Genomic DNA, 20,042 nt, shown 5'->3' with positions numbered 1-20,042 from the left:
TTCGCTACCTTAGGTATCGATACCTGAGGTAGCGAAACTATGGGCACCGAGGAGAGACGACATGAGCCAGGCTTTAGCGGCACAGCAGGACTGGGCGACGATGACGGACGAGGAACTGGCCGCCTACCGGGAGGCGGAGAACCGCAGGCGGGCGGCGCCTCAGGCGCGGGAGATCACCGGAGTGCCGGATCCGGGCGCGGCGATCGACTGGCAGGAGCTGGCGCTGCCGGGGCGCCGCCTGCCGGTGCGGGTCTACCGGCCGGCGTCCCTCGGGCACGGCGACCTGCCTCTGGTGCTCCATGTGCACGGCGGCGGGTTCGTGGGCACGGCGGTGCAGAGCGACTGGGTCAACAGCCACCTCGCCGCCCAACTGCCCGCGCTCGTCGTCTCGGTGGAGCACCGCCTGCTCGCCCCTGACACCGCGCTGGCGGCCGCGGTCGACGACGGCTGGGACGTGCTTGAGCATGTGGTGCGCCACGCCGACGAGTTGGGCATCGACCCGGCGCGCGTCGCCGTCTTCGGTGAGAGCTGCGGCGGCCTGATCGCCGCCCTGGCCGCCATCCGGGCCCGCGCGGCCGGCCTCGATGTGAGGGCGCAGGTCCTGGTCAACCCCGTCGTCGACGTCACCGGGACGATGCTCGACCACCCCTCGATCGCCGAGCACGCGGTCAGCCCGACCCTCACCGTGCCCCAACTGCGCCTGCTCCAGCGCCTCGCCGTCCCGTCGGGAACCGACCCGCGCACCCTGTCACCGCTGTACGCCGACGACTTGAGCGGCCTCGCCCCGGCGCTGGTGGTGCTGCCGACCCACGACCCGCTCGCCGACCACGGCCGCCGCTACGCCGAACGCCTGCGCGAGGGCGGGACGTTGGTGCGGCTGACGGAATACCCCGGTGCCCGGCACGCCTTCCTCAGCATGCCGGGCGTGGTCGGGCCGGTCGCCGAGGCCGCACGGGCGGAGGTCACCGAGTTCCTCCGGGGTGCCGTCAGCACCGCACTCGACTAGCCAGTACTGCAACGGTGTTCATCGTTACGGCTGTTCGGATCGGTCGCCGACCCAGTCATGGTCGGGCGAAAATATCGGGCGATCACAGCTGAACGATCGTCATGCTGAGCACCGTTGCCGTACTAGCGCGTGCCTGCGGAATCCCCGGTGCGGATCCGCTGGCGCAGGAAGAGGGCGGCCCGGTCCAGGGCCTCGTCCGCCTCGTCGAGGACGCCGGCGAACGCCTGGAACACGTGCGGCACGTCGGCGGTGACGTCGAGGATCACGTCCACGCCCGCCGCGCTTGCTCGCGCGGCCAGCCGGGTGGAGTCGTCCAGCAGCACCTCGTTGGCGCCGACCTGGATCAGCATCGGGGGCAGGCCGGTCAGGTCGGCGTGGACGGCCGGGCTCAGCAGCGGGTGGCGGGGGTCGGCGCCCGCCAGGTACATGGCTCCGGTGTGGGCGAGGGCCGCCCGGGTGAAGATGGGGTCGACGCCCTCCTTGCTGTCCATGCTCTCGCCGGTGCGGGTCGCGTCCGTGCCGGGGGAGAAGGCGAGGACGGCGGCGGGCATCGGCAGGCCCGCGTCACGGGCGGCGAGGCAGGTGGTGACGGCGAGTCCGCCGCCGGCCGAGTCGCCCGCGATGACGATGGCCGCGGGGTCCCCGCCGCTCTCCAGCAGGGCGCGGTAGGCGCTCAGGGTGTCCTCGATCGCGGCCGGGAAGGGGTGTTCCGGAGCGAGCCGGTAGTCCAGCGAGTGGGCGCCGAGGCCGGTCCTGGCCACCAGCTGCCCGGTCAGCGAGAGCGCGGTCTCGGGCGAGCCGAAGACCCAGCCGCCGCCGTGGAAGTAGAGCATCGTCCCGGCTCCCGGGCCCGGTCCCCCGACCGGCTCGACGCGCAGCGCGGGCCGGCCGCCGAGCGTCGACGGTGCGGTGCGGATGCGGTCGTGCGGCACGATCATCTGGCCCATCAACTGCCGGAATCCGGCGCGGATCTCCTCGACCGACCGGGGTCCCTCGGGGCCTGGCTGTCGCAGGATCGCGTCGACCCGGATGCGCTGTTCCCTGCTCATGGCACACTCCTGCCATAGGTAGCTTCCTGTACAGTATATGCCGTGGAATATACATCCGGCGCAGACGGCGCCGCAGCTGATTTCCCCGGGGTGTTCGCCGATCTGGTCCGGTGCGAGACGCGCCTCTACAACGCCGTCGGCGACCGCCTCCGCGAGCGGCACGGGATCGTCACCTCGCAGTACGAGTTCCTGGGCTATCTGCGCGACCACCCCGGCTGCCGGGTGGCGGACCTCGCCGCCGAGTTCGCCATCGGGGTCGGAGCGACCAGCAAGGGCATCGACCGCCTGGAGAAGCGGGGCTGGGCCGCCCGCCGCCCGAACCCGGCGGACCGCCGCTCCTCGCTGCTGGCCCTGACCGATGACGGTGCCCGGCTCGTCGCGGAGGCGGAGCGGACGTTCGCGGAGGCCTTGGCGGAGCTGCTCGGGGGCGCCCTGGATGCTCCCGCGCTGGCGGCGGTCGCGCAGGCCCTCGCGGTGCTGCGGTCCGCGCTCGAACGCGACCAGGTCGGGATGCCCACGGGCTGACGAGCGCGTCGGCACGCGAAGCCGGGGGCAGGATCGCGGCCCGGGCTTGGGACGCCGGGCCGGCGTCCTGGCCCAACTCGCGCGGAGGGGGAGTGCGGAGGGCCGATCGGGCAGGCTCCTGCCGGACATGGTCTACTTCGGCGTCGACCGCCCGAATGATCGACCGGAAGCCGAGGCCATGACGCGACACTGCTGCGACCAGATGACGGAACAGGTCAACTGGCAGTGCGACCAGCACGACGACCCGTTCTCCTGCCCCGATGCCCTGGTGTACTTCGCGGCCAAGTACCAGGAGTACGGGCTGATCATCCACGACGGTGGTGCGTCGGTCATCGGGATCGAGTTCTGCCCGTGGTGCGGACGGCGGCTCCCCGAGTCCCAACGGGACCGGTGGTTCCAGGAGTTGGAGAGCCGCGGCATCGATCCGTGGGAGGACGAGGTGCCCGCCGAGTTCGAGGACGAGCGGTGGCTCGCGCTGTAGGTCGGTGACTGCGGTGACTGCGGTGACTTCGGTGCGACGCCGCTGCGGTGCTCAGAGAAGGCGGCGCAGGAGACGGGACTTGACGGCGGTGAAGGGCGGGTAGGCGAGGCGGAGGGGGTCGGCGAGGAGGGGCTTGTCGAGGACGGACTTGGTGTGGCTGAAGGTGTCGATGGAGTGGGCGCCGTGGTAGCCGCCGAGGCCGCTCTCGCCGACGCCGCCGAACGGGAGCCCGGGGACGGCGATGTGGGCGTTGGGGACACCGAAGGCGAGGGCGCCGGAGGAGGTTTCGGAGGCGAGGCGGCGCTTGGTGGTGGGGGATGAGGTGAAGGCGTACAGGGCGAGGGGCTTGTCGCGGGCGGTGATGAACGCGATCGCGGCATCCAGGTCGGGCACGCGGACGATCGGCAGGACGGGGCCGAAGATCTCCTCCCGCATCACCGGAGCCTCCGGGTCGACGTCGGCGAGGACGGTCGGAGCGAGATAGCGGTCGGCGCGGTCGTGATCGCCGCCGGTGACGATCCGGCCGTCGGAGAGCAGGGCGGCCAGGCGCTCGAAGTGGCGCTCGTTGACGATGCGGCCGTAGTCGGGGCTCTTCGCCGGGTCGGTGCCGTACATCTCGCGGATCGCCGCGGTCAGGTGCCGTTCGAGGGCGGTGGCGGTGTCGCCGATGGCGAGGACGTAGTCGGGGGCGACACAGGTCTGGCCGGCGTTCATGAACTTGCCCCAGGCGATCCGGCGGGCCGCCGTCGCGAGGTCGGTGCCGGGCTCCACCACGACGGGGCTCTTGCCGCCCAACTCCAGGGTGACCGGGGTGAGATGGCGGGCTGCGGCGGTCATCACGACGCGGCCGACGGTGCCGTTGCCGGTGTAGAAGACGTGGTCGAAGCGCTGCTTCAGCAGGGCGGTGGTCTCCGGCACCCCGCCCTCGACGACGGCCACGGCCTGCCGGTCCAGCGTGCGGGGCAGCCAGTCGGCGAGCGCCGCCGAGGTGGCCGGGGCGAGTTCGCTGGGCTTGACCACCGCGCAGTTGCCCGCCGCCAGCGCGCCCACCAGCGGGGCCAGTGCCAGTTGGAGCGGGTAGTTCCACGGGCTGATGATCAGCACGGTGCCCAGCGGCTCGCGCACCGTACGGGCCCGGGCCGGCTGCAGCGCCAGCGGCACCGGGATGCGGCGCGGGCGCACCCAGCGGTCGAGGTGGCGCAGGGTGTGGTCGATCTCGGTGATCGTGAAGCCGATCTCGGTGGTGTACGCCTCGGCGGCGCTCTTGCCGAGGTCGGCGCGCAGGGCAGCGGTGAAGGCGGCCTCCTGCTCGACCAACAGGCGCCGCAGGGCGCGCAGTTGGGCCTTGCGCCAGGCGAGCGGCTTGGTGCGGCCGGTGGCGAAGGCGGCGTGCAGGCGGGAGACGGTCGCGGCGGGGCCGGTGCTGTCGGCGGTGTCCGTGGTCGCGGTGGGCTCGTTGCTCTCGGCGTGGCGAGTGTCAGCGCTCATGCCTTGAGCATAAACGAAACGAAACGATTTCGTTTCTTGTTTTGAGTAAACTCTGTGGCATGACCCGCAGCACGTTCCCGTCACAGCCCGCCGAGTCCGCATCCGCATCCGCATCCGCAGCCGAGTCCGCGCCGCGTCGGGGCCGCCCCCGCGATGCCGGCCGGGACCGGGCGCTGCTGGACGCCACGCTGGCCGTCCTGGCGGAGAGCGGTTACGGCGGATTGACCACCGCCGCCGTGGCGGCCCGGGCGGGGGTGTCGACGGCGACCCTCTACCGGCGCTGGTCGTCCAAGGAGGAGTTGGTGATCGCCGCCGCCGCGCTCCACGGGGAGGTGTCGTACGACCAGCCGGACACCGGCAGCCTCGAAGGTGACCTGCGGGTCGTCCTGCACGACAAGGCTGCCAGCATGACGGGTGAGGGGGGCCGACTGATCCGGGCCCTGATCGGCGAGGCGGCCCACAACAGCACCCTCGCCGGGGCGCTGGTCACGGCATTCCTCCAGCCGCTGTACGGGAGGGTGGCGGAGGTGGTGCGGCGGGCGGTCGAGCGCGGGGAGATCCCACCGGTCGAGGACGCGGACCTGCTCGGCGAGGTGGTGGCCGGCCCGGTGATGACCCACTTCCTGCTGACCCCGCAGCTGCCGGAGGACGTCGACGAGACCACGGCCCGCGAGACCGCCGACCGGCTGCTCCCCTTCGCCCTGCGGGCCGTGGGCGGTCGGCCGGCCTGAAGAGTGATCGTCCAGCGCAGACGCGAATGCCCAGAGGGTGATGTCTGAAATACCGGACTAGGAGTCAGCCAGCCACGACAGCAAACGGCCCTGCGACCAGCAGCGGCCAAGGGCCTCGGCGCGCAGAGCCGACTGCTCGAACACCGCCAGGCCGATGATGCTGTGGCCAGACGCGCGGCGATCGCCAAAGGTCGGGATCGTCGGCGCGACTCCCACCCCCTCCGCTGACGCCCACGCGACCGGCCGGCCGCTCGCCGCTTCGTCGAGGCGGTGCAGGAAGCGCAGGCGGCTCTCGAGCGAGAAGCGCGACAGCGCCCATGTGGTGGTGACGACGGGCAGGGCGTCCGCAGGAACCCGGGCGAAGGCGTCAGGCAGCACCTCGACGGCATCGCCCGTCAGCAGCAGTGGAGGGGCTGTCGCCGCCAAGGCCAGTTCCGCGTCGAGCTTCGCGGCGCGATCCGGCTGATCGGGCCACAGGCAGGCGCGCAACCATCGAGCTTCATCAGCGTCGGTCACGTCCACCGGATCAAGGTCGACACCCACCCGGGCGACCACCTCGGGCATCGCCCCCGTTGGAACGGGCCGGTCTCCCACGAGAGAACACGACAACTGCACCGGAGACAACGAGTCGCCCAACGATTGGCCGTTGCTGTAGGTGATGCCAACGCGATCGACATTGAGATTGAGCCCAGCCGAACAGCCCACGTCGATCAGCCCGACCGTCTTCGCACCCACCCGACGCGCCGCCTCGGCAATGGCCGGATACAGCACGGCGCAGTGTCCGGACTCGGTGGCCCGCATCCGGCGCCGCGCGGCGATGGCCACGACCGAGTCGGTCATTTCCAGCAGCGTGTCGATCGCCGCGCCGGCGGCAGCGTCGCCATCCGCAGCGGCATAGGCCGCAGCAAGAGCCGGGGCGCGTCCAGCGAGGGCGAGATCGTGCAGCGCTGCGAGAATCACCGTGGGTTGCCGCTTGCGCGCCGGCGCCGTCTCGATGGCGCGCAGAGCCTCGCCGGACTCACTCATGGCGAGGGCGACGCGCGCGTACAGCGGCGATGCCTCGGCGGCGTCGACCTCACCGAAATGCCGGTATACCTGAGCGAGCGTGCGAGCCCCACGCCCGGGAACGGGGTCTCCTGCGGCCGACTTTGGCATCCGACGACTCTAGCCCCCGTTCACGTCTCGCAGTTGATGCTCCCCCTCATCCCGAGAAGTCGGACCAGAAGATCCCGACGCCCGCCCCGCTCTCGTCCCGGCCGACCAGGATGCTGTCCGAGTTGAATTGGCAGGTGGGGAACACCAGGGCGTTCGCCTCGTTCGCCGGGTCGACCACCACATCGAGCACCGGGGTCCGCGAGCCGGCCTCCTGCTGAGCCTCGAACTGGGCCACGGCATGCGCCTCCGGGTCCTCGGCGTCCGCGAATCCGGCGGTCCGCCGGAGCGCCCAGCCGACCACCAGGTTGTCGGGAGTGCTGGAGGAGATCGCCGAGGCCCGGTCGCTCAGCGCGTTGACGTCTTCCGCCGCCTCCTCCCAGGTCGCCCCCGCCAGGGCCTCCGGCGTCGTCCCACTCGCCACCAGCGCGACGGCGGAGACGGTGGCGCCCTGCTCGTCATCCCAGTCGTACGCCAGATACACCTCGTGCAGGCCGTCGGCGACCTCGTCGAACGTGAAGAAGTCGCCGCCCTCCAAGCCGCACACCGCGATGTTCCCACGGCTCAACAGCTGCCCGGCCAGCGTGAACTCACCCCGGTAGCCGAGGCGTTCCTCCCCCGCCCCCCAGAACGACGGCTTGCTGTTGGCTTTCAGAACCGCTTCGATCGCGTCGATCATCTTCATGGCGGCGAGTTTGGCATCCTCCTCCGACAACCTGGTCGTCACCCTAGGGAACGTGCGATGCGGAATCCCACGTCGTCGACCTGGAAGGTGGGGTGGCTGCGGCGCCGCGCGGAGGCCCGGCAACTCCAGTGCTCATCGAACCAACCGCCGCCACGGAGCACCCGGTAGGTGCCGTAGACCTCGGCGTCGTAGACGTCCCAGCACCAGTCCCAGGCGTTTCCGAGCATGTCGTAAATCCCCCACGGGTTGGGGCGTTTACCGCCCACGTCGTGGATGCGCTCGTCCGAGTTGCCGCGATACCAGGCGATCTCGTCGAGGTCCCCGTAGCGCGGTCCTGCCGTACCGGCACGGCAGGCGTGCTCCCACTCGGCTTCGGTCGGCAGTCGGTACCCGTCGGCGGACGCGTCCCACTCGATACCTTCGCCGTCCGGGTGGATGTGGTACGCGGGCGTGAATCCCTCGCACAGGGACAGGGCGTTGCAGAACCGCGCCGCGTCCCACCAGGAGACGCACTCGACGGGCAACTGGTCCCCATGGGCGGTACTCGGCCGCCGGCCCGTGATCTGTGCGTACAACGCCTGGGTGACCGGGAATGCCGCGAGCTGGTAGGGAGCAAGCTCGACCGACCAACTGCGCTGCGTCCGCCGGTCCGACAGCGTCACCTGCCCTGGCGGGATGGCGATCATCTCATTGCCCATCATGACGTCCATGATCAGGAGATCCTAACGAAAGCCGCCGGTGCGAGACGGCAGAGCCGAACCAGATCGACTGAGGCAAGGTCTGGTACCAAGCGCCTCAGTGGTGGCGGGCAGCGGGCAGCGGGAGGTAGGCGGCCTCGACGATCTTGCCGCCGGGGATCCGGCGCCAGTTCATGCTGGTGGCAGTGGCCTTGACGAGCGCGAGCCCACGGCCGCCCTCGGCGAGGTTCAACCAGTCGTCGTCCTGGGGGAGTTCACCTGCGGCGGGTGCCTGCTCGGAGGAGTCCCGGACGCGGACGACGATGCCGCCGCTGCCCAGGAAGTCGACGGTGACGACGGCGCGTCGGTCCGGGACGTGCTCGGCCACGTTGGTCAGCAACTCGGTGAGCCCGACCTCCATGTCCGCGATTCTCGGGCCGTCGAGCGCCCCGAACAGGTGCGCCAGCTCCCGGAGTTGCCTCCTGAGGCCGCCGATGATCTGCGGCTGGGAATCGACCGGCGAGTGGCAGACCTTCGTCACCGGCCTCACCACCGGCGCTGCACCCTCCACCGTCACCGAGTAGGGCAAGCAGAGCGACTGTCCGCTCGGAGTGGCAGCGCAGCACCGTGCCCGCCGACCCAGCCTTGGGGCGGCGGGCACGGTGCTGAAGGCCTGCGGAACCTCACCAGTGCAGCGGGTCTCCTTCGACCCGCCGTGGATCGAGCTGCTCCGTCGGCTGCTTTCCTACGTGAGCGGGCTCCCGTTGCGATCGGTCGCTTCCTCGCCGGCCAGTCCTGACCCTCCGGGCCCGGTACCTGGCGTGCCGACGAGCGGGCGATGCCACCGGCGGCTACATTTCCCGCACCCCACACGCTATTTGATGCGGGTCGGCTTCACTTCCAAACGGCAGGCGGTGAGGCCTACTGTGGCGAAGCACCTGCACCGTCCCGACGGAACTGGCAGCGGCCGTGTGGCGGCTGTCCCTCTGCCATCCGCCAGTCGAGGGCTGTGCTCCATCACAGCCTGGTGGCCAGCCAGGTGGTCACAGCCGCGGTGGTGGTGAGCCCGACGTTGAGTGCGATCCGGTGGTCTTCGCCGGGCAGGTGGACGGCGATCGCACCTGCCTGGAGGAGTACGAAGCCGCTGGCCGCGGCCAGCGCCAGCGGGGGCGCGATGCCCGTCAGTGGCGGCAGGATCAGGCCGGTCGCGCCGAGTAACTCGACCGTTCCCAGCGCCCTGAGGGCGGGCAAGGGTATGCGGTCGACCCAGGCCATCATCGGTCGGAGCTGATCGCGGCTGCGGGTCACCTTCAGCGTGCCCGCGTAGAAGTAGAAGAGGGCGAGCAGTCCCGCGACGATCCAGTAGGCGATGTTCATGGTTCCCGTTCATGAGTCCCCGGTTCACGGGGAGCCGTCGGCTGCCTCAGGCGGGGTCGGTGGCAGGCTCGGTCGCGTAGCGGCTCATCGCGTCGACATTGGCCTGCGGCGTCAGCGGCCGGCCACCGGCGAGCACCTCTTGGAGGTCTCGGAAGTACTGCACGTACAGGTCGGGGGTGAATGTGCTGAGCATGACGGCGGGTTGGTCGGTCAGGTTGGCGAAGGTGTGCGGGGTGCCGGGCGGAACCATCACGAGCGTGCCCGCGGCGGCGTCGTGCTCCTCGTCCCCGGCGGTGAACCGCACGGTGCCGGAGAGGATGTAGAAGCCCTCGTCGTGCTGGGCGTGGCGGTGCTGCGGCGGTCCCGGAGTGTGCGGGGCGAGGACGGACTCGGCGATCGCGAGGCGGTGCCCGGTGTGGCTGCCGTCCTCCAGGACGCGCATCCGCGTGGTGCCCAGAACGATCGTCTCGCCGTCGCCAGGGCCCACCACCGATACGGCGGGGTGGGCCTGCGATGCGTTGGTCTTCGCTTCTTCGGTCATGCCACAAGTGCACCGCCGGGGGCCTGCCAGTGTCCAAGACCCATCCCGCGGCGCCGATACCTCGTGGGTATCGTTGCAGCGTGGAGCTACGGACTTTGCGCTACTTCGTGGCGGTCGCCGAGGAACTCCACTTCGGCCGGGCCGCCACCAGACTGCACATGAGTCAGCCGCCGCTGAGTCGGGCGATCAAGCAGTTGGAGGCCGATGTCGGGGCCCTGTTGTTCGCCCGCTCGCCGATCGGCGTGACGCTCACTCCCGTGGGCGAGGTGCTGCTCGACGAGGCGCGGGCCCTACTCGACCACGCCGACCGCGTCCGGGTACGCGTGAGCGCTGCGGCCGGCGTCGCGACCATCACCGTCGGCATCCTGGGCGATGGCACCGACCCGGGCGTGTCCAGGCTGGCCGCCGCCTACCGCCGAACCCACCCGGGCATCGACATCCGCATCCGCGACACCGATCTGACCGACCCGACCTGCGGGCTGCGCGCCGGACTGGTCGACGTCGCCCTGACCCGGGCGCCGTTCGACGAGACCGCCCTGACGGTGTGTGCGCTGCGAACCGATCCGGTCGGCGTGGTCCTGCGCGCCGACGATCCGCTGGCCCGCCGCGAGCGGCTGCGGCTCGCCGAGCTGAGCGACCGCCGCTGGTTCCAGTTCCCGCAGGGCACCGACCCCATCTGGCAGGCGTATTGGAACGGCGGCAGGCCGCGTGAGGGCCCAGTGGTGCGCGCCGTCCAGGAATGCCTGCAGGCCGTGCTGTGGAACGGCACGGTCGGCCTGGCCCCGCTCGGACACGACCTGCCCGCCGAGTTGGCGGTGGTGCCGCTGATCGACATGCTGCCGAGCCGAGTGGTGGCGGTGTGGAATGAAGGGGACACCAACCCGTTGATCCGATCCTTCATCGAGATCGCGACAGCCGCCTACCGCAACTGAGTTGTCGCCGACTATCGCCCGCGTCCCACGCCAAGCACCGGCTGCGCTCGAACGGCGATGGCGGACGTGAGGGGAGGCCCAAACATTCAGTCCGTTTTGGACTCTTGGAATTCCACCACGGCCGCGCCGTGCTCGTGAGCCCACTCGGTCAGCACGGCGATCGGCTTCACCAGCGTCCGGCCCAAGTCTGTCAGCACGTACTCGATCTTCCCGGCCTCGGCGTGGCGGTCGACCAGGCCGTACCCCTGCAACCGCCGCAGCGTCTGGGTCAGCACTTTCCGCGAGATTCCGCCGATCAGGTCGACCAGCTCGCCGTGCCTGCACGGTTCCCGGCTCAGCGCGAACAGCACGACCACCGCCCACTTGTCGGCGATGATCTCGATCGCCAGCCGAGCCGAGCCGGGCAGTCGGCGAGGAAGACGCTGCCGGGGTACTCACGCATACCCCGACGGTAGCCCGCTGCCAGGAACCTGGAGGTACCCGCCGCCTCACTAGCGTCCACGGCAGAAGCTACCGAGCGGGGGAACCGAATGAGGGCAGTAACCGACTGGCCGGGCGGGCGGAAGGTCGTCGCGCTGATCACCGTCGCGTTGGAGCTGTGGTCACCAGGGCACTGGCCCGCCTACGCGCCGATGGCCGCGGCGTGGCCGCTGTCCGGCATCGACGACACCCACAGCACCTCCTGGGCGGACTACGGCGTCACCACCGGCATCTGGCGGTTGCTCGACGTCCTCGGTGACCTGCCCGCCACCGTCGGCGTCAACGGACTGGTGGCCGAGCGGCACCCCGAGACCGTCATGGCCGTGCACGAGGCGGGCCACGAGGTCGCCGCACACTCCTGGGCCCAGGACGTGGTGCCCGCGCTGCTCGACGTCGATGCCGAGCGGACCAACATCCGTCGCTGCACCGACATCCTTCGCCGAGTCACCGGCGTTCGCCCGACGGGGTGGATGAGCCCACGCGCCACCGGTTCGAGGCACACTGCCGACCTGCTCGCCGAGGCCGGCTACCGCTGGACCGGCGACCACGGCGACCACGACCTCCCGCAGATCCTGTCCACCGCTCACGGTCCACTGGTCTCCCTCATGCACAGCGACCACTCCGACGTCCGCGACGCCGCGGCCGGCCCGTACGCCTACCGCGACCTGCACCGTGAGCTACTGGACCAGCTGCTCGCCGCCCCCGGCCCAGGCGTCTTCCGCCTGACCATTCACGCCCACGTCGGAGGCCGACCGCTCCTCGCGGGCATGGTCGGCCAGATCCTCGACCACATCCGTGAGTCCGGCGACGTCTGGGTCGCCACCCACGCCCAAGCGGCCGAACACGTCCTGACACACCAGGGAAGAACGCCATGACCCACGTCCTCGTCGTCGGCGGCACCGGAGCCATGGGCAGCCACGTGATCCACCACCTGCTGGCCACCACCGACGCCACCATCACCGTCCCCACCCGCCACCCGGAGTCCGCCCACGCCACCGAACTCACCGCCACCGCGCCCGACCGCGTGCGACTGGTCCACTCCGACCCGGCGGCCCTCGATGTCCTGATCGGGAAGGCCGACCGCGTGTTCGCCAACACCGACTTCTTCGCGACGGGCAGCGCCGTGGGTGAGTACCGGCAAGGGCTGCACTTGCTGGCCGCCGCGGAGCGGGCCGGCGTGGAGCGCTTCATCTGGTCCTCGTTGGACAGCGCGGTGTCCCTGACCGGCCACCCCGTCCCGCACTTCGACAGCAAAGCCGCCGTCGCCGCCCACATCGACCTGATGCGGTCGGAGGAAATGCTCCGCAAGGAGACCGACGGCTGGTACACGGACCACGTCTCGGTACTGACCACGGCGCCGTACTTCGAGAACCTGCGGGACCGACTCACCCCCCGACCGGACGGCCGGGGCGGCCTGACCTTCAGGCTCCCCCTCGGCACCGCCCGCTACCCGCTCGTCGCCCTCGACGACATCGCCTGGTTCGCCTGCCACATCTTCGACAACTGGCAGTCCTGGGGCGCCCGCGACCTCGCGGTGATCGGCGACAGCCTCACCGGCGACGAGATCGCCGCTACCTTCGCTCAAGTCACGGGCACCCCCAGCACCTACATCCCGATGCCGCACGACGACCTGCGCGCCGCCGTCCCCGACTTCGGCCACGACTACGCAGCGATGTTCCAGTTCTTCGCCCACCGTGATCTCTACGCCCGAGACCGGGACATCAACCTCCTGCGCCGCCTGCACCCCGCCTTGATGACCTTCGAGCACTGGCTGCACCACACCGGATGGACGGGACGACCACCCACCACGTCACGTCCGAACGCGAGCACGCACGACAGGCGTCGTCGCTCCGGACCGGGGCCGACGCCAGCCTGAGACCTGGCAAACCTGGCATGGCACACACCAAGGACCCGCCGAGGAAGATGCCACGGTTTGAGACCGATCACGACGGCAGCACGGAGAGTTGCAAAGATTCCTTGCAAATGTCATTTGCAACTCGTAGCCTTCGGACATGGCCGAACAACCGCCTGCCCAAGAGATCACCGATGTCGAGGCGCTGCGCGCCTTCGCGCACCCGATGCGGCAGAAGATCGAGCAATGCCTGCGCCGGGGACCGGCCAACTCTGCCGCTCTCGCACGCGAGTTGGGTGAGAGTACGGGGTTGGTCAGCTACCACCTGCGACAGCTGGCCAAGCACGGCTTCGTCGAGGAGGTACCGGAGCTGGCGAAGGGGCGGGAGCGGTGGTGGCGTGCGGTGCCGGGGGACCGGCGGTTCCCGCCGTACAGCCGGCAGACGCCGCAGATGCGCGAGGCGCTGACCGAGATGCACCGGCTGAACCTCGCCGAACTGATCGACTCCGCCCGGCGGTTCGAGGAGGCGCGCGACACGCTGGGGCCCTGGGCCGACGCGGCGCTCTTCTCGCGCGCCACGCTCCGGGTCGATCCCGGCCAACTCCGTGCGTTCTTCGAGGAGTACATCGCGCTCCTCTACCGGTACTCGGTCCCGGAGGGCGAGGCGGCGCCCGAGGCGCGGGCCGTGCTCGTCCGGCTGCTCGGCATTCCCGAGATCAACTGACCGCCAGGCCCAAGCGACTGCGAAGGGGGACGCACGCCGTGCTGTTCCGGGCTCGTTCCGCATTACTGATACGCACCGTACTGGCCGTCCTGTCCGGGGCGTTGGTCGGCGCCCTCCTCCTGCTGGCCGCGCCGGTGGCGTACGCCGGCGGGGACGGGCTGGTCCGCCAGGAGGTCACCTTCCGGGGCGGCGGTGGGCTCGTCCTGCACGGCACCGTCCTCAGCAAGGACGGAGCATCCGGCCCGGGGCCCGGCATCGTGCTCGTCGGCGGCTCGGGTGCCGGGCCCCGGGAGGAGTACCGGCAGGAGGCCGAGGCGTTCGCGCGGGCCGGGATCACCACGCTCGTCTACGACAAGCGGACCGTCGGCTACTCCCGGCTCCACGTGTACTTCGGCCTGCTCGCCGACGACGCACTCGCCGGAGTGCGGCTATTGCAGTCCAGGAACACGGTGAACCCACGCCAGGTCGGGATGTGGGGGTTCAGCGAGGGGGGCTGGGTGGCGCCGCTGGCCGCGTCGCGCTCGGCTGACGTAGCGTTCGTCGTCACCATCGGCGGGTCCGGCTACGACCCGCTGCGTACCCAGGCCTGGAACCTCACCACGCACCTGCGCCACCAGGGGGTTGACGGACCGTTCCGTCGCACCGTGGCCGGCGCGACCGCCCAATTCCTGGGCTCGACCGGCCTGTTCCCCGAAGGAGGCTACGACCCCGTGCCGGTGCTCGAACAGCTGCACCGAACACCGGTGCTGGCGCTGTGGGGTGAGCACGACACGCAGGTGCCGCCCCAGGAGAGCTCGCGGATCTTCCGCGAGACCCTGGCCCGGGCGGGAAACCAGCACGCCGTCATCGGCTTCGTCGCCGGCGGTGCGCACAACGGGCACCGCACGACGGACGGGTTCGACCGGATCGGCGGCCCACTCTTCGACGGCAAGAACCTGGGGGAGCTGGCCCCGGGTTATGCGCAGACCATGACCTCATGGGTGCGGGCCGTGGCCGCCGGCCACCCACCGGCGTCGAGTGCCGCCCCCGCGCCCGGGCAGGCGCTCACCACGACCCCCGTACCGAGCCATGCCTGGTACGCCTGGCTTGCACCGGCGTTGCTGCTTCTCGGCTTCGCCGCCTATCCGGTGAGTGCCGTCCTGCGCCGGGGCCCAGTCCTGCGCCCGGTACGGTGGTTGGCCGTCTTCGGCCTGCTGGCGGTCGTGGCGGCGGTGGCCTGCCCGCTCGCCGTCTTCGTGGCGGGGGACGGTACGGCGGCGCCCGTTGTGTGGGGCCGTCCCGTGGTATGGCTGGTGGTGCAGGGGCTCGCCGTCGCCGTGGTGGTGTCCGCCGGTGTCTCGGCAGCCGCACTCTGGCGCCGACGGGTGACGCCGAGCTGGGCGCTCTGGCTGCGCCTGGCCCCGGTCGGGCTGGCCGCGGTCGGGTTCGTACCGTGGGCGGTGTGGTGGGGTGTTGCTCCGTGACGGTCATTGCGGTGAACAGGGGCGCCGAACTCCGTCCAGGCGACCGGCGATGTCGGGGGCTTCTCCAGTCCGTGCGGCCCCTCCGGCGTCAGCGCCACCGTGGACACCTCACCGTAGCGGTCTGAACCAACCTGAGGAGGGAGATCCGGTCGCCGCAGCAGGAGTGACGATCCGTCATCTGGCCGGGCGGGCCTCCGGTGCAACGGGCTGGCTGAAGGCGGCGGTGCGCGGAGGCCGTGGTGGACGGCGTCGCCGACCGGATCGGAAATAACCCTTTGCGCCCGTGGCGAGTCTGGGCGTACCGTTGTTGTCGTTGGTTCGCCGGAAGTCTGGAGAAGGCCGTTGCTCTACTGAGGTCCTGAGACACCGCTCTCGCGCTGAGGATTCGCGCGGTTCATGGAGCGTGCCTGCGATCTCGGTATGGAGCTGTCCCCGTGCGGACGCCTTCCGTTGCTCTCGCTTCGCCCTCCTGGCGGTGTCTCCCGTGTTGCTCGTTCCCACATTCGCGCAACCTCGCAGGAGGCCCCTATGGCATCACCTACCACCGCGATCCTCTGTACTGACCTCAGCTTCGAGTGGCCCGACGGCAAGCCCGTGCTGGAGAACTTCCACCTTGTCGTCGGGCCCGGCCGGACCGGGCTGATCGGCCTCAACGGGGCCGGCAAGTCCACGCTGCTGCGGTTGCTCGCCGGTGAGCTCACCCCGACCGGCGGGACTGTCCGGATCGGTGGTGAACTCGGCTATCTGCCGCAGGACTTGGCGCTGGACACCGGCCTGCGGGTGGACGAGGCACTCGGCATCCGGGGCCGCCGGGAGGCGTTGCGGGCGATCGAGTCCGGGGACGTCGCCGAGGAGCACTTCGCCGTGATCGGCGACGACTGGGACGTTGAGGAGCGGGCTGAGGCCACCCTCGACAAGCTCGGCCTCGGCGCGCTGGGGCTGGACCGGACCGTCGGCGAACTGTCCGGCGGCGAGGCGGTGTTGCTCCGGCTGGCCGCTCTGCTGCTGGACCGCCCCGACGTGCTGCTGCTCGATGAGCCGACCAACAACCTGGACCGCGCTGCCCGCGAACGCCTGTACGAGGCGGTGGAGAGCTACTCCGGCGTGATGGTGATCGTGAGCCACGACCGGGAGTTGCTCTCCTATGTGGACCAGATCGCCGACCTGCGGGACGGCGAAGTCCACTTCTATGGCGGCAACTTCGAGGACTATGAGGCTGCGCTCGCCGTGGAACAGGAGGCCGCCGAGCGGATGGTCCGGGTCGCCGAGAGCGATGTGCAGCGGCAGAAGCGTGAACTGGCCGAGGCCCAGGTGAAGTTGGCTCGCCGGGTGCGCTACGGCAAGAAGATGTACGAGAACAAGCGGGAGCCCAAGATCGTGATGGGCGAACGCAAGCGGCAGGCCCAGGTCTCCGCAGGCAAGCACCGCACCCTGCACGCCGACCGGTTGGCCGACGCCCAGGAGCGGCTGGTCGCCGCCGAGGAGGCGTTCCGCGAGGACGCCGAGATCCGGATCGACCTGCCGCGCACCGAAGTTCCGGAGGGGCGCAGCGTGGTGCGGATGGCGGACGTCGCGCTGGCGCACGGCGGCACTGTCAACCTGACCCTGCGCGGCCCCGAGCGGGTCGGCCTGGTCGGGGGCAACGGCGCCGGCAAGACCACGCTGCTGCGCACCATCGCCGGTGAACTCGCGCCAGTCAGTGGCGAGTTGCTGACGCCGGTGACCATCCGCTACCTGCCGCAGCGACTCGACCTGCTGGACGACAAGCTCAGCGTGGTGGACAACGTCAAGGCGCTGGCGCCCGGGATCAGCGACAACCTGGTGCGGGCCCGGTTGGCGCGGTTCCTGTTCCGGGGGAGGCGTGCCGACCAGCCGGCCGGCACGCTCTCCGGCGGCGAGCGGTTCCGCGCCACCCTGGCGGCGCTCCTTCTCGCCGACCCGCCGCCGCAGTTGCTGCTGCTCGACGAGCCCAGCAACAACCTCGACCTGGCCAGCATGCGCCAGCTCACCGAGGCGCTGGAGTCGTACCGCGGTGCGTTCGTGGTGGTCAGCCACGATGTGCGCTTCCTGCGGCGGCTCGGGCTGACCCGGTGGCTTCAGCTGGACGGTGAGGGGTTGCGGCAGGTGGATCCGATGTAGGCGGTGTAGGAGATGCAGGAGTGGTGATCGGTGCGCCGATCCGTCCCCCGGGCGGATCGGCGCACCGGCCGTTCCGGCGCGGCTACTTGGTGGGGCCGTGCCAGGTCGGGCTGATCGCGATCGCCTTGACCTGGTCGACGGTGAGCGCGGGCAGGCTGCGGGTGATCATGTCGCCCTTGTAGTCGATGCCGTTGAAGGCCTCGACCAGCACCATGACATGGTTCGGCGTCAGGACCTGGGCCCAGTTGCGGGTCACGCCCTTGTAGTTGAAGGCCGGGTTGTCGGCGCCGGAGTTCAGCTTGTCGCCGTTCGGCAGGACGGTGGCGTCGGTGAACTCGGTGTCGATCGGCGGTCCGCTGTACCGGGTCTGCTTGAAGTCGCTCCAGTCCTCGACGGTCAGCCGGACCATGCTTGCCCCGGAGCCGTCGTCGACGGTGAAGGTGGCGAATCCGTCGTCCTTCGCAGCCCCCGTGATCTGCTTCTCGGTCAGGCCGGCCGGCAGCAGCGGGGCGGCGATCCGCAGGATGTCGTCGGTCGGCAGTCCAGCCCACTGGGGGTGGGCCGACTGGTTCTCGGGGACGTCCTGCGCCGCGGCGAGTGCGGCGCCGACTTGCAGCCAGACCGGGTCGAGGGCGATGGCCTTCAGCTGATCGGCCGTCAGTACCGGTGCGTCGCGGGTCGGGGTGGGGCTCATGGGCTGGCCGGGGCCGGGGAGATCGCTTGAGCTGGCCGTTACCACGATGCCATCGGGCCGCTGCAGTTGGACTGCCCAGAGCTGCTCGCCGCCGGCGGCCTTGGGGGGCAGGTCGAGGCGCAGATAGCTGCCGTCGGGCTGGGCGGTCCGGGTGCAGTTGGTCCAGCCGGGGGAGCAGACCATGCCCGCCGAGTTGAGGTCCGCCTTCTGGTGGGTGACGGTGATCTCCACCCCGCCCGAGCCCTTGCTGTCCACGACCGTGTAGCCGGCCATCGCCTCCTGGATGCCGGACTGGCTGTCGGACCCGGTGCCCTGGCCGAGCGGCCTGGTCAGCTGCAGGCCGCTCGGCAGCTTCGTCTTGAACAGGGCCAGCATCTGATCGCCCGTCATCGACTTCGGGGCAGCGACATCGGCCTGAGCGGCGGAGCGCGAGGGGGAGGCGCTGTCGGCGGCGGCCGACAGGTTGGTGGCGGGGGCCGGGCGGGTCACCGGGGCGCCGAGCTTCACGGCCAGGGTGCCGGCGACGGCCAGCACGGCAACCGAGGCGGTCGCGGCGAGCACGGTGCGGCGGCGCTTGGTGCGCCGGCCGCGCTGGGCGGCGCCGGTGGCCATCAGCTGCACCGGCGGTGCTTCGGAGGCGTCGGCCGCCTCTCGTAGGGCGTTGCTGAAGTCATCCTCAAAAGGCATGGCTTAGGCCTGCTTTCTGGTCAGATCTGACAGGACGTGGTCGAAGTCCGCTTGGGCGGAGGGTGGATCCGCGCTCAGCGGGGTCCGCCGCTCCCGGTCTGTTCGGCGAGACTGTCGCCGAGCAGGGCCCGCATCCGGTTGAGCGCGCGGTGGGCGCGCGACCGGACGGCGGTGGGACTCAACTGCAGTGCGGCTGCCGTCTCCTCGACGCTGCGGTCCTCCCAGTACCGCAGCACCAGGACCGCGCGGTCCGAGGCGGAGACGTCCTGCAGCGCGCGCAGCAGGGTGAGCCGGAGGGTTGGATCGGTGTCGCTGACGGCCACTTCGGGGAACTCGAAGGTCACCCGCTCGGTGCTGCTGCGCCGGCGACGCAGCGAGAGAAAGGTGTTGACCAGCACCGTCTGCGCGTAGCCGGCCGGGTTCTCCACCTTGCACACCCGCCGCCAGCGCACGAACAGACGGCTGAGCGCCTCCTGTACGAGGTCCTCGGCCAAGTGGCGGTCGCCGCCGGTGAGCAGGTACGCCGTCTTGAAGAGGTGACCGCCGCGGGCCGTGGCGAATTCCAGGAAGTCAGGCGGGCCTGGAGCTGCCGGTCCGGTCGTCGGTGAGTGCTTCATGCCTGGCTAACGCGATGGGCTGGTGGGCCTGTTGCAGCCGTTCGCGAGATAGTTCGATCGCCCTCCCGGGCCGGTACCTCTCCGGTACCCTGAGCGCATGCCAGCACTCAACATCGAGTACACCGAGGCGGAACTGGCCGCGATCCGCGAGGCCGCCGCGGCAGACGGCAAGACCGTCAAGGCGTATGTGCACGATCTGAGCGTGCGTGAGCAGCAGCGCCGAACCTTCGTCAACCACGCGGTGGCGTTCTGGAACGCGCACCTGGAGGAGTTCGACGCCGCCTTTCCCGAGGACACCCCGGCGGCAAGGCGCACCGCGGCGTGAGCATGCTGCGCGTCGACATCCGCTGGCTGCTCGACGTCCAGGAGCAGGCCTCGCCCGAGGATCTGAGCGTGCGGGACTACTCGGCGCTGCAGGCCGCCGTCGCGCGGCACCGGGTGAACACCGCTCAACTCGGCCATGACGCCGACCCGGCCTGGTGTGCGGCCGCCCTGATGCACACCATCGTGCTGCTGCGCCCGCTGCCGGTGCGCAACAACCTCTACGCCTGCATGGCGACGGCGGCCTACATGCACGCCGCGAAGGAGGGCATCGACCCGCCGTACGGCGCGCTGGTGGAGCTGGCCCGGGACGTGGCCGCCGCCGAGGCCGACATCTTCGCGGCGGCCGACCGGATCCGCTCCTGGCGGATCTGAAGCGGCCAGGCGGCCAGGCGGCCAGGCGGTCAAACGGCCAGGCGGC

At 70.7% G+C, this 20,042-nt stretch carries 22 protein-coding genes and 1 pseudogene; 12 read left to right on the top strand and 11 right to left on the bottom strand.

The genetic code is table 11. From position 1 onward, the window contains the following. The first annotated feature begins 61 nt into the window (after positions 1-61). On the top strand, positions 62-1,006 hold the full coding sequence (locus P3T35_RS07130; RefSeq protein WP_101379715.1) for an alpha/beta hydrolase: 945 nt from the start codon (positions 62-64) through the stop codon (positions 1,004-1,006). A gap of 122 nt (positions 1,007-1,128) precedes the next feature. Here P3T35_RS07130 and P3T35_RS07125 read toward each other — a convergent pair whose 3' ends face one another. Beyond that, positions 1,129-2,055 (bottom strand): alpha/beta hydrolase, encoded by a 927-nt coding sequence (locus P3T35_RS07125; protein WP_101379714.1) that lies wholly within the window; start codon positions 2,053-2,055, stop codon positions 1,129-1,131. A 42-nt stretch (positions 2,056-2,097) separates the two neighbouring features. On the opposite strand from P3T35_RS07125, the gene P3T35_RS07120 reads away from it, so the two are divergent. After that, a complete protein-coding gene (locus P3T35_RS07120; RefSeq protein ID WP_101379713.1) occupies positions 2,098-2,580 on the top strand; it encodes a MarR family transcriptional regulator in 483 nt (160 codons plus the stop codon). A 178-nt stretch (positions 2,581-2,758) separates the two neighbouring features. Next, entirely contained in the window at positions 2,759-3,061 is a 303-nt protein-coding gene (locus P3T35_RS07115; RefSeq protein ID WP_101384927.1) for a hypothetical protein, read from the top strand. A gap of 51 nt (positions 3,062-3,112) precedes the next feature. On the opposite strand, the gene P3T35_RS07110 is transcribed toward P3T35_RS07115, so the two are convergent. Next, the gene (locus P3T35_RS07110) at positions 3,113-4,549 is read right to left on the bottom strand and encodes an aldehyde dehydrogenase family protein (RefSeq protein WP_101379712.1); all 1,437 of its coding nucleotides are present in this window, start codon (positions 4,547-4,549) and stop codon (positions 3,113-3,115) included. 59 nt (positions 4,550-4,608) lie between these two features. Here P3T35_RS07110 and P3T35_RS07105 point away from each other — a divergent pair, with 59 nt between their 5' ends. Next, positions 4,609-5,280, top strand: coding sequence for a TetR/AcrR family transcriptional regulator (locus P3T35_RS07105; RefSeq protein WP_101379711.1), 672 nt, complete (start codon positions 4,609-4,611; stop codon positions 5,278-5,280). A 57-nt stretch (positions 5,281-5,337) separates the two neighbouring features. Here P3T35_RS07105 and P3T35_RS07100 read toward each other — a convergent pair whose 3' ends face one another. The 6 genes from P3T35_RS07100 to P3T35_RS07075 form a co-directional block, all read right to left on the bottom strand. Continuing rightward, on the bottom strand, positions 5,338-6,435 hold the full coding sequence (locus P3T35_RS07100; RefSeq protein WP_101379710.1) for a DUF2332 domain-containing protein: 1,098 nt from the start codon (positions 6,433-6,435) through the stop codon (positions 5,338-5,340). A 46-nt stretch (positions 6,436-6,481) separates the two neighbouring features. Then, positions 6,482-7,117, bottom strand: coding sequence for a hypothetical protein (locus P3T35_RS07095; RefSeq protein ID WP_101379709.1), 636 nt, complete (start codon positions 7,115-7,117; stop codon positions 6,482-6,484). A gap of 38 nt (positions 7,118-7,155) precedes the next feature. Beyond that, positions 7,156-7,827: an SUMF1/EgtB/PvdO family nonheme iron enzyme gene (locus P3T35_RS07090; RefSeq protein WP_101379708.1), complete on the bottom strand. Its 672-nt coding sequence runs from the start codon at positions 7,825-7,827 to the stop codon at positions 7,156-7,158. An 85-nt stretch (positions 7,828-7,912) separates the two neighbouring features. Further along, the gene (locus P3T35_RS07085; protein WP_180356384.1) at positions 7,913-8,335 is read right to left on the bottom strand and encodes an ATP-binding protein; all 423 of its coding nucleotides are present in this window, start codon (positions 8,333-8,335) and stop codon (positions 7,913-7,915) included. A gap of 476 nt (positions 8,336-8,811) precedes the next feature. After that, positions 8,812-9,171 carry a DoxX family protein gene (locus P3T35_RS07080; protein ID WP_101379706.1) on the bottom strand — a complete coding sequence of 120 codons (360 nt, stop codon included), beginning with the start codon at positions 9,169-9,171 and terminating at the stop codon, positions 8,812-8,814. A 46-nt stretch (positions 9,172-9,217) separates the two neighbouring features. Next, on the bottom strand, positions 9,218-9,712 hold the full coding sequence (locus tag P3T35_RS07075) for a cupin domain-containing protein (protein WP_101379705.1): 495 nt from the start codon (positions 9,710-9,712) through the stop codon (positions 9,218-9,220). An 80-nt stretch (positions 9,713-9,792) separates the two neighbouring features. On the opposite strand from P3T35_RS07075, the gene P3T35_RS07070 reads away from it, so the two are divergent. Continuing rightward, positions 9,793-10,644, top strand: coding sequence for a LysR substrate-binding domain-containing protein (locus P3T35_RS07070; RefSeq protein ID WP_280704667.1), 852 nt, complete (start codon positions 9,793-9,795; stop codon positions 10,642-10,644). An 86-nt stretch (positions 10,645-10,730) separates the two neighbouring features. Here the strand turns inward: P3T35_RS07070 and P3T35_RS07065 are convergent. Next, positions 10,731-11,086, bottom strand: a pseudogene (locus P3T35_RS07065) (helix-turn-helix domain-containing protein). Positions 11,087-11,174: 88 nt separating this feature from the next. Here P3T35_RS07065 and P3T35_RS07060 point away from each other — a divergent pair. The 5 genes from P3T35_RS07060 (at position 11,175) to P3T35_RS07040 (ending at position 17,302) form a co-directional block, all read left to right on the top strand. Then, positions 11,175-11,999 carry a polysaccharide deacetylase family protein gene (locus P3T35_RS07060; protein ID WP_101379703.1) on the top strand — a complete coding sequence of 275 codons (825 nt, stop codon included), beginning with the start codon at positions 11,175-11,177 and terminating at the stop codon, positions 11,997-11,999. Further along, positions 11,996-13,000 carry an NmrA family NAD(P)-binding protein gene (locus tag P3T35_RS07055; protein ID WP_280704666.1) on the top strand — a complete coding sequence of 335 codons (1,005 nt, stop codon included), beginning with the start codon at positions 11,996-11,998 and terminating at the stop codon, positions 12,998-13,000. Before P3T35_RS07060 ends, P3T35_RS07055 begins: the two co-directional genes overlap by 4 nt. 136 nt (positions 13,001-13,136) lie before the next feature. Next, positions 13,137-13,700 carry a helix-turn-helix domain-containing protein gene (locus P3T35_RS07050; protein ID WP_101379702.1) on the top strand — a complete coding sequence of 188 codons (564 nt, stop codon included), beginning with the start codon at positions 13,137-13,139 and terminating at the stop codon, positions 13,698-13,700. A 38-nt stretch (positions 13,701-13,738) separates the two neighbouring features. Continuing rightward, complete coding sequence (locus P3T35_RS07045; RefSeq protein WP_101379701.1) at positions 13,739-15,163, top strand: prolyl oligopeptidase family serine peptidase; 1,425 nt, start codon at positions 13,739-13,741, stop codon at positions 15,161-15,163. A gap of 528 nt (positions 15,164-15,691) precedes the next feature. After that, positions 15,692-17,302 carry an ABC-F family ATP-binding cassette domain-containing protein gene (locus P3T35_RS07040; protein WP_180356383.1) on the top strand — a complete coding sequence of 537 codons (1,611 nt, stop codon included), beginning with the start codon at positions 15,692-15,694 and terminating at the stop codon, positions 17,300-17,302. 82 nt (positions 17,303-17,384) lie between these two features. Here the strand turns inward: P3T35_RS07040 and P3T35_RS07035 are convergent, their stop codons facing one another. Both P3T35_RS07035 and P3T35_RS07030 read right to left on the bottom strand, forming a co-directional pair. After that, positions 17,385-18,683 carry a hypothetical protein gene (locus P3T35_RS07035; RefSeq protein ID WP_143676771.1) on the bottom strand — a complete coding sequence of 433 codons (1,299 nt, stop codon included), beginning with the start codon at positions 18,681-18,683 and terminating at the stop codon, positions 17,385-17,387. Between the two features lie 74 nt (positions 18,684-18,757). After that, positions 18,758-19,300: a SigE family RNA polymerase sigma factor gene (locus tag P3T35_RS07030; protein WP_101379699.1), complete on the bottom strand. Its 543-nt coding sequence runs from the start codon at positions 19,298-19,300 to the stop codon at positions 18,758-18,760. A 97-nt stretch (positions 19,301-19,397) separates the two neighbouring features. Here P3T35_RS07030 and P3T35_RS07025 point away from each other — a divergent pair, with 97 nt between their 5' ends. Then, the gene (locus tag P3T35_RS07025) at positions 19,398-19,625 is read left to right on the top strand and encodes a hypothetical protein (RefSeq protein ID WP_180356382.1); all 228 of its coding nucleotides are present in this window, start codon (positions 19,398-19,400) and stop codon (positions 19,623-19,625) included. A gap of 2 nt (positions 19,626-19,627) precedes the next feature. Then, entirely contained in the window at positions 19,628-19,996 is a 369-nt protein-coding gene (locus P3T35_RS07020) for a toxin Doc (RefSeq protein ID WP_101379698.1), read from the top strand. The last annotated feature ends 46 nt before the right edge of the window (positions 19,997-20,042 follow it).

The sequence above is a fragment of the Kitasatospora sp. GP30 genome (assembly GCF_029892145.1).
In the GTDB taxonomy this organism is placed as follows: domain Bacteria; phylum Actinomycetota; class Actinomycetes; order Streptomycetales; family Streptomycetaceae; genus Kitasatospora; species Kitasatospora acidiphila.
The sequence above is the reverse complement of the archived record's forward strand: the minus strand, read 5'-3'. Positions and strand labels throughout refer to the sequence as shown.

Bases quoted from the DNA above. Each gene is read 5' to 3' on its own strand.
- P3T35_RS07100 (WP_101379710.1), bottom strand. From the start codon at position 6,435: ATGCCAAAGTCGGCCGCAGGAGACCCCGTTCCCGGGCGTGGGGCTCGC.
- P3T35_RS07130 (WP_101379715.1), top strand. From the start codon at position 62: ATGAGCCAGGCTTTAGCGGCACAGCAGGACTGGGCGACGATGACGGAC.
- P3T35_RS07040 (WP_180356383.1), top strand. From the start codon at position 15,692: ATGGCATCACCTACCACCGCGATCCTCTGTACTGACCTCAGCTTCGAG.
- P3T35_RS07030 (WP_101379699.1), bottom strand. From the start codon at position 19,300: ATGAAGCACTCACCGACGACCGGACCGGCAGCTCCAGGCCCGCCTGAC.
- P3T35_RS07110 (WP_101379712.1), bottom strand. From the start codon at position 4,549: ATGAGCGCTGACACTCGCCACGCCGAGAGCAACGAGCCCACCGCGACC.
- P3T35_RS07055 (WP_280704666.1), top strand. From the start codon at position 11,996: ATGACCCACGTCCTCGTCGTCGGCGGCACCGGAGCCATGGGCAGCCAC.
- P3T35_RS07095 (WP_101379709.1), bottom strand. From the start codon at position 7,117: ATGAAGATGATCGACGCGATCGAAGCGGTTCTGAAAGCCAACAGCAAG.
- P3T35_RS07105 (WP_101379711.1), top strand. From the start codon at position 4,609: ATGACCCGCAGCACGTTCCCGTCACAGCCCGCCGAGTCCGCATCCGCA.
- P3T35_RS07020 (WP_101379698.1), top strand. From the start codon at position 19,628: ATGCTGCGCGTCGACATCCGCTGGCTGCTCGACGTCCAGGAGCAGGCC.
- P3T35_RS07115 (WP_101384927.1), top strand. From the start codon at position 2,759: ATGACGCGACACTGCTGCGACCAGATGACGGAACAGGTCAACTGGCAG.
- P3T35_RS07060 (WP_101379703.1), top strand. From the start codon at position 11,175: ATGAGGGCAGTAACCGACTGGCCGGGCGGGCGGAAGGTCGTCGCGCTG.
- P3T35_RS07025 (WP_180356382.1), top strand. From the start codon at position 19,398: ATGCCAGCACTCAACATCGAGTACACCGAGGCGGAACTGGCCGCGATC.
- P3T35_RS07125 (WP_101379714.1), bottom strand. From the start codon at position 2,055: ATGAGCAGGGAACAGCGCATCCGGGTCGACGCGATCCTGCGACAGCCA.
- P3T35_RS07090 (WP_101379708.1), bottom strand. From the start codon at position 7,827: ATGGACGTCATGATGGGCAATGAGATGATCGCCATCCCGCCAGGGCAG.
- P3T35_RS07075 (WP_101379705.1), bottom strand. From the start codon at position 9,712: ATGACCGAAGAAGCGAAGACCAACGCATCGCAGGCCCACCCCGCCGTA.
- P3T35_RS07050 (WP_101379702.1), top strand. From the start codon at position 13,137: ATGGCCGAACAACCGCCTGCCCAAGAGATCACCGATGTCGAGGCGCTG.
- P3T35_RS07080 (WP_101379706.1), bottom strand. From the start codon at position 9,171: ATGAACATCGCCTACTGGATCGTCGCGGGACTGCTCGCCCTCTTCTAC.
- P3T35_RS07035 (WP_143676771.1), bottom strand. From the start codon at position 18,683: ATGCCTTTTGAGGATGACTTCAGCAACGCCCTACGAGAGGCGGCCGAC.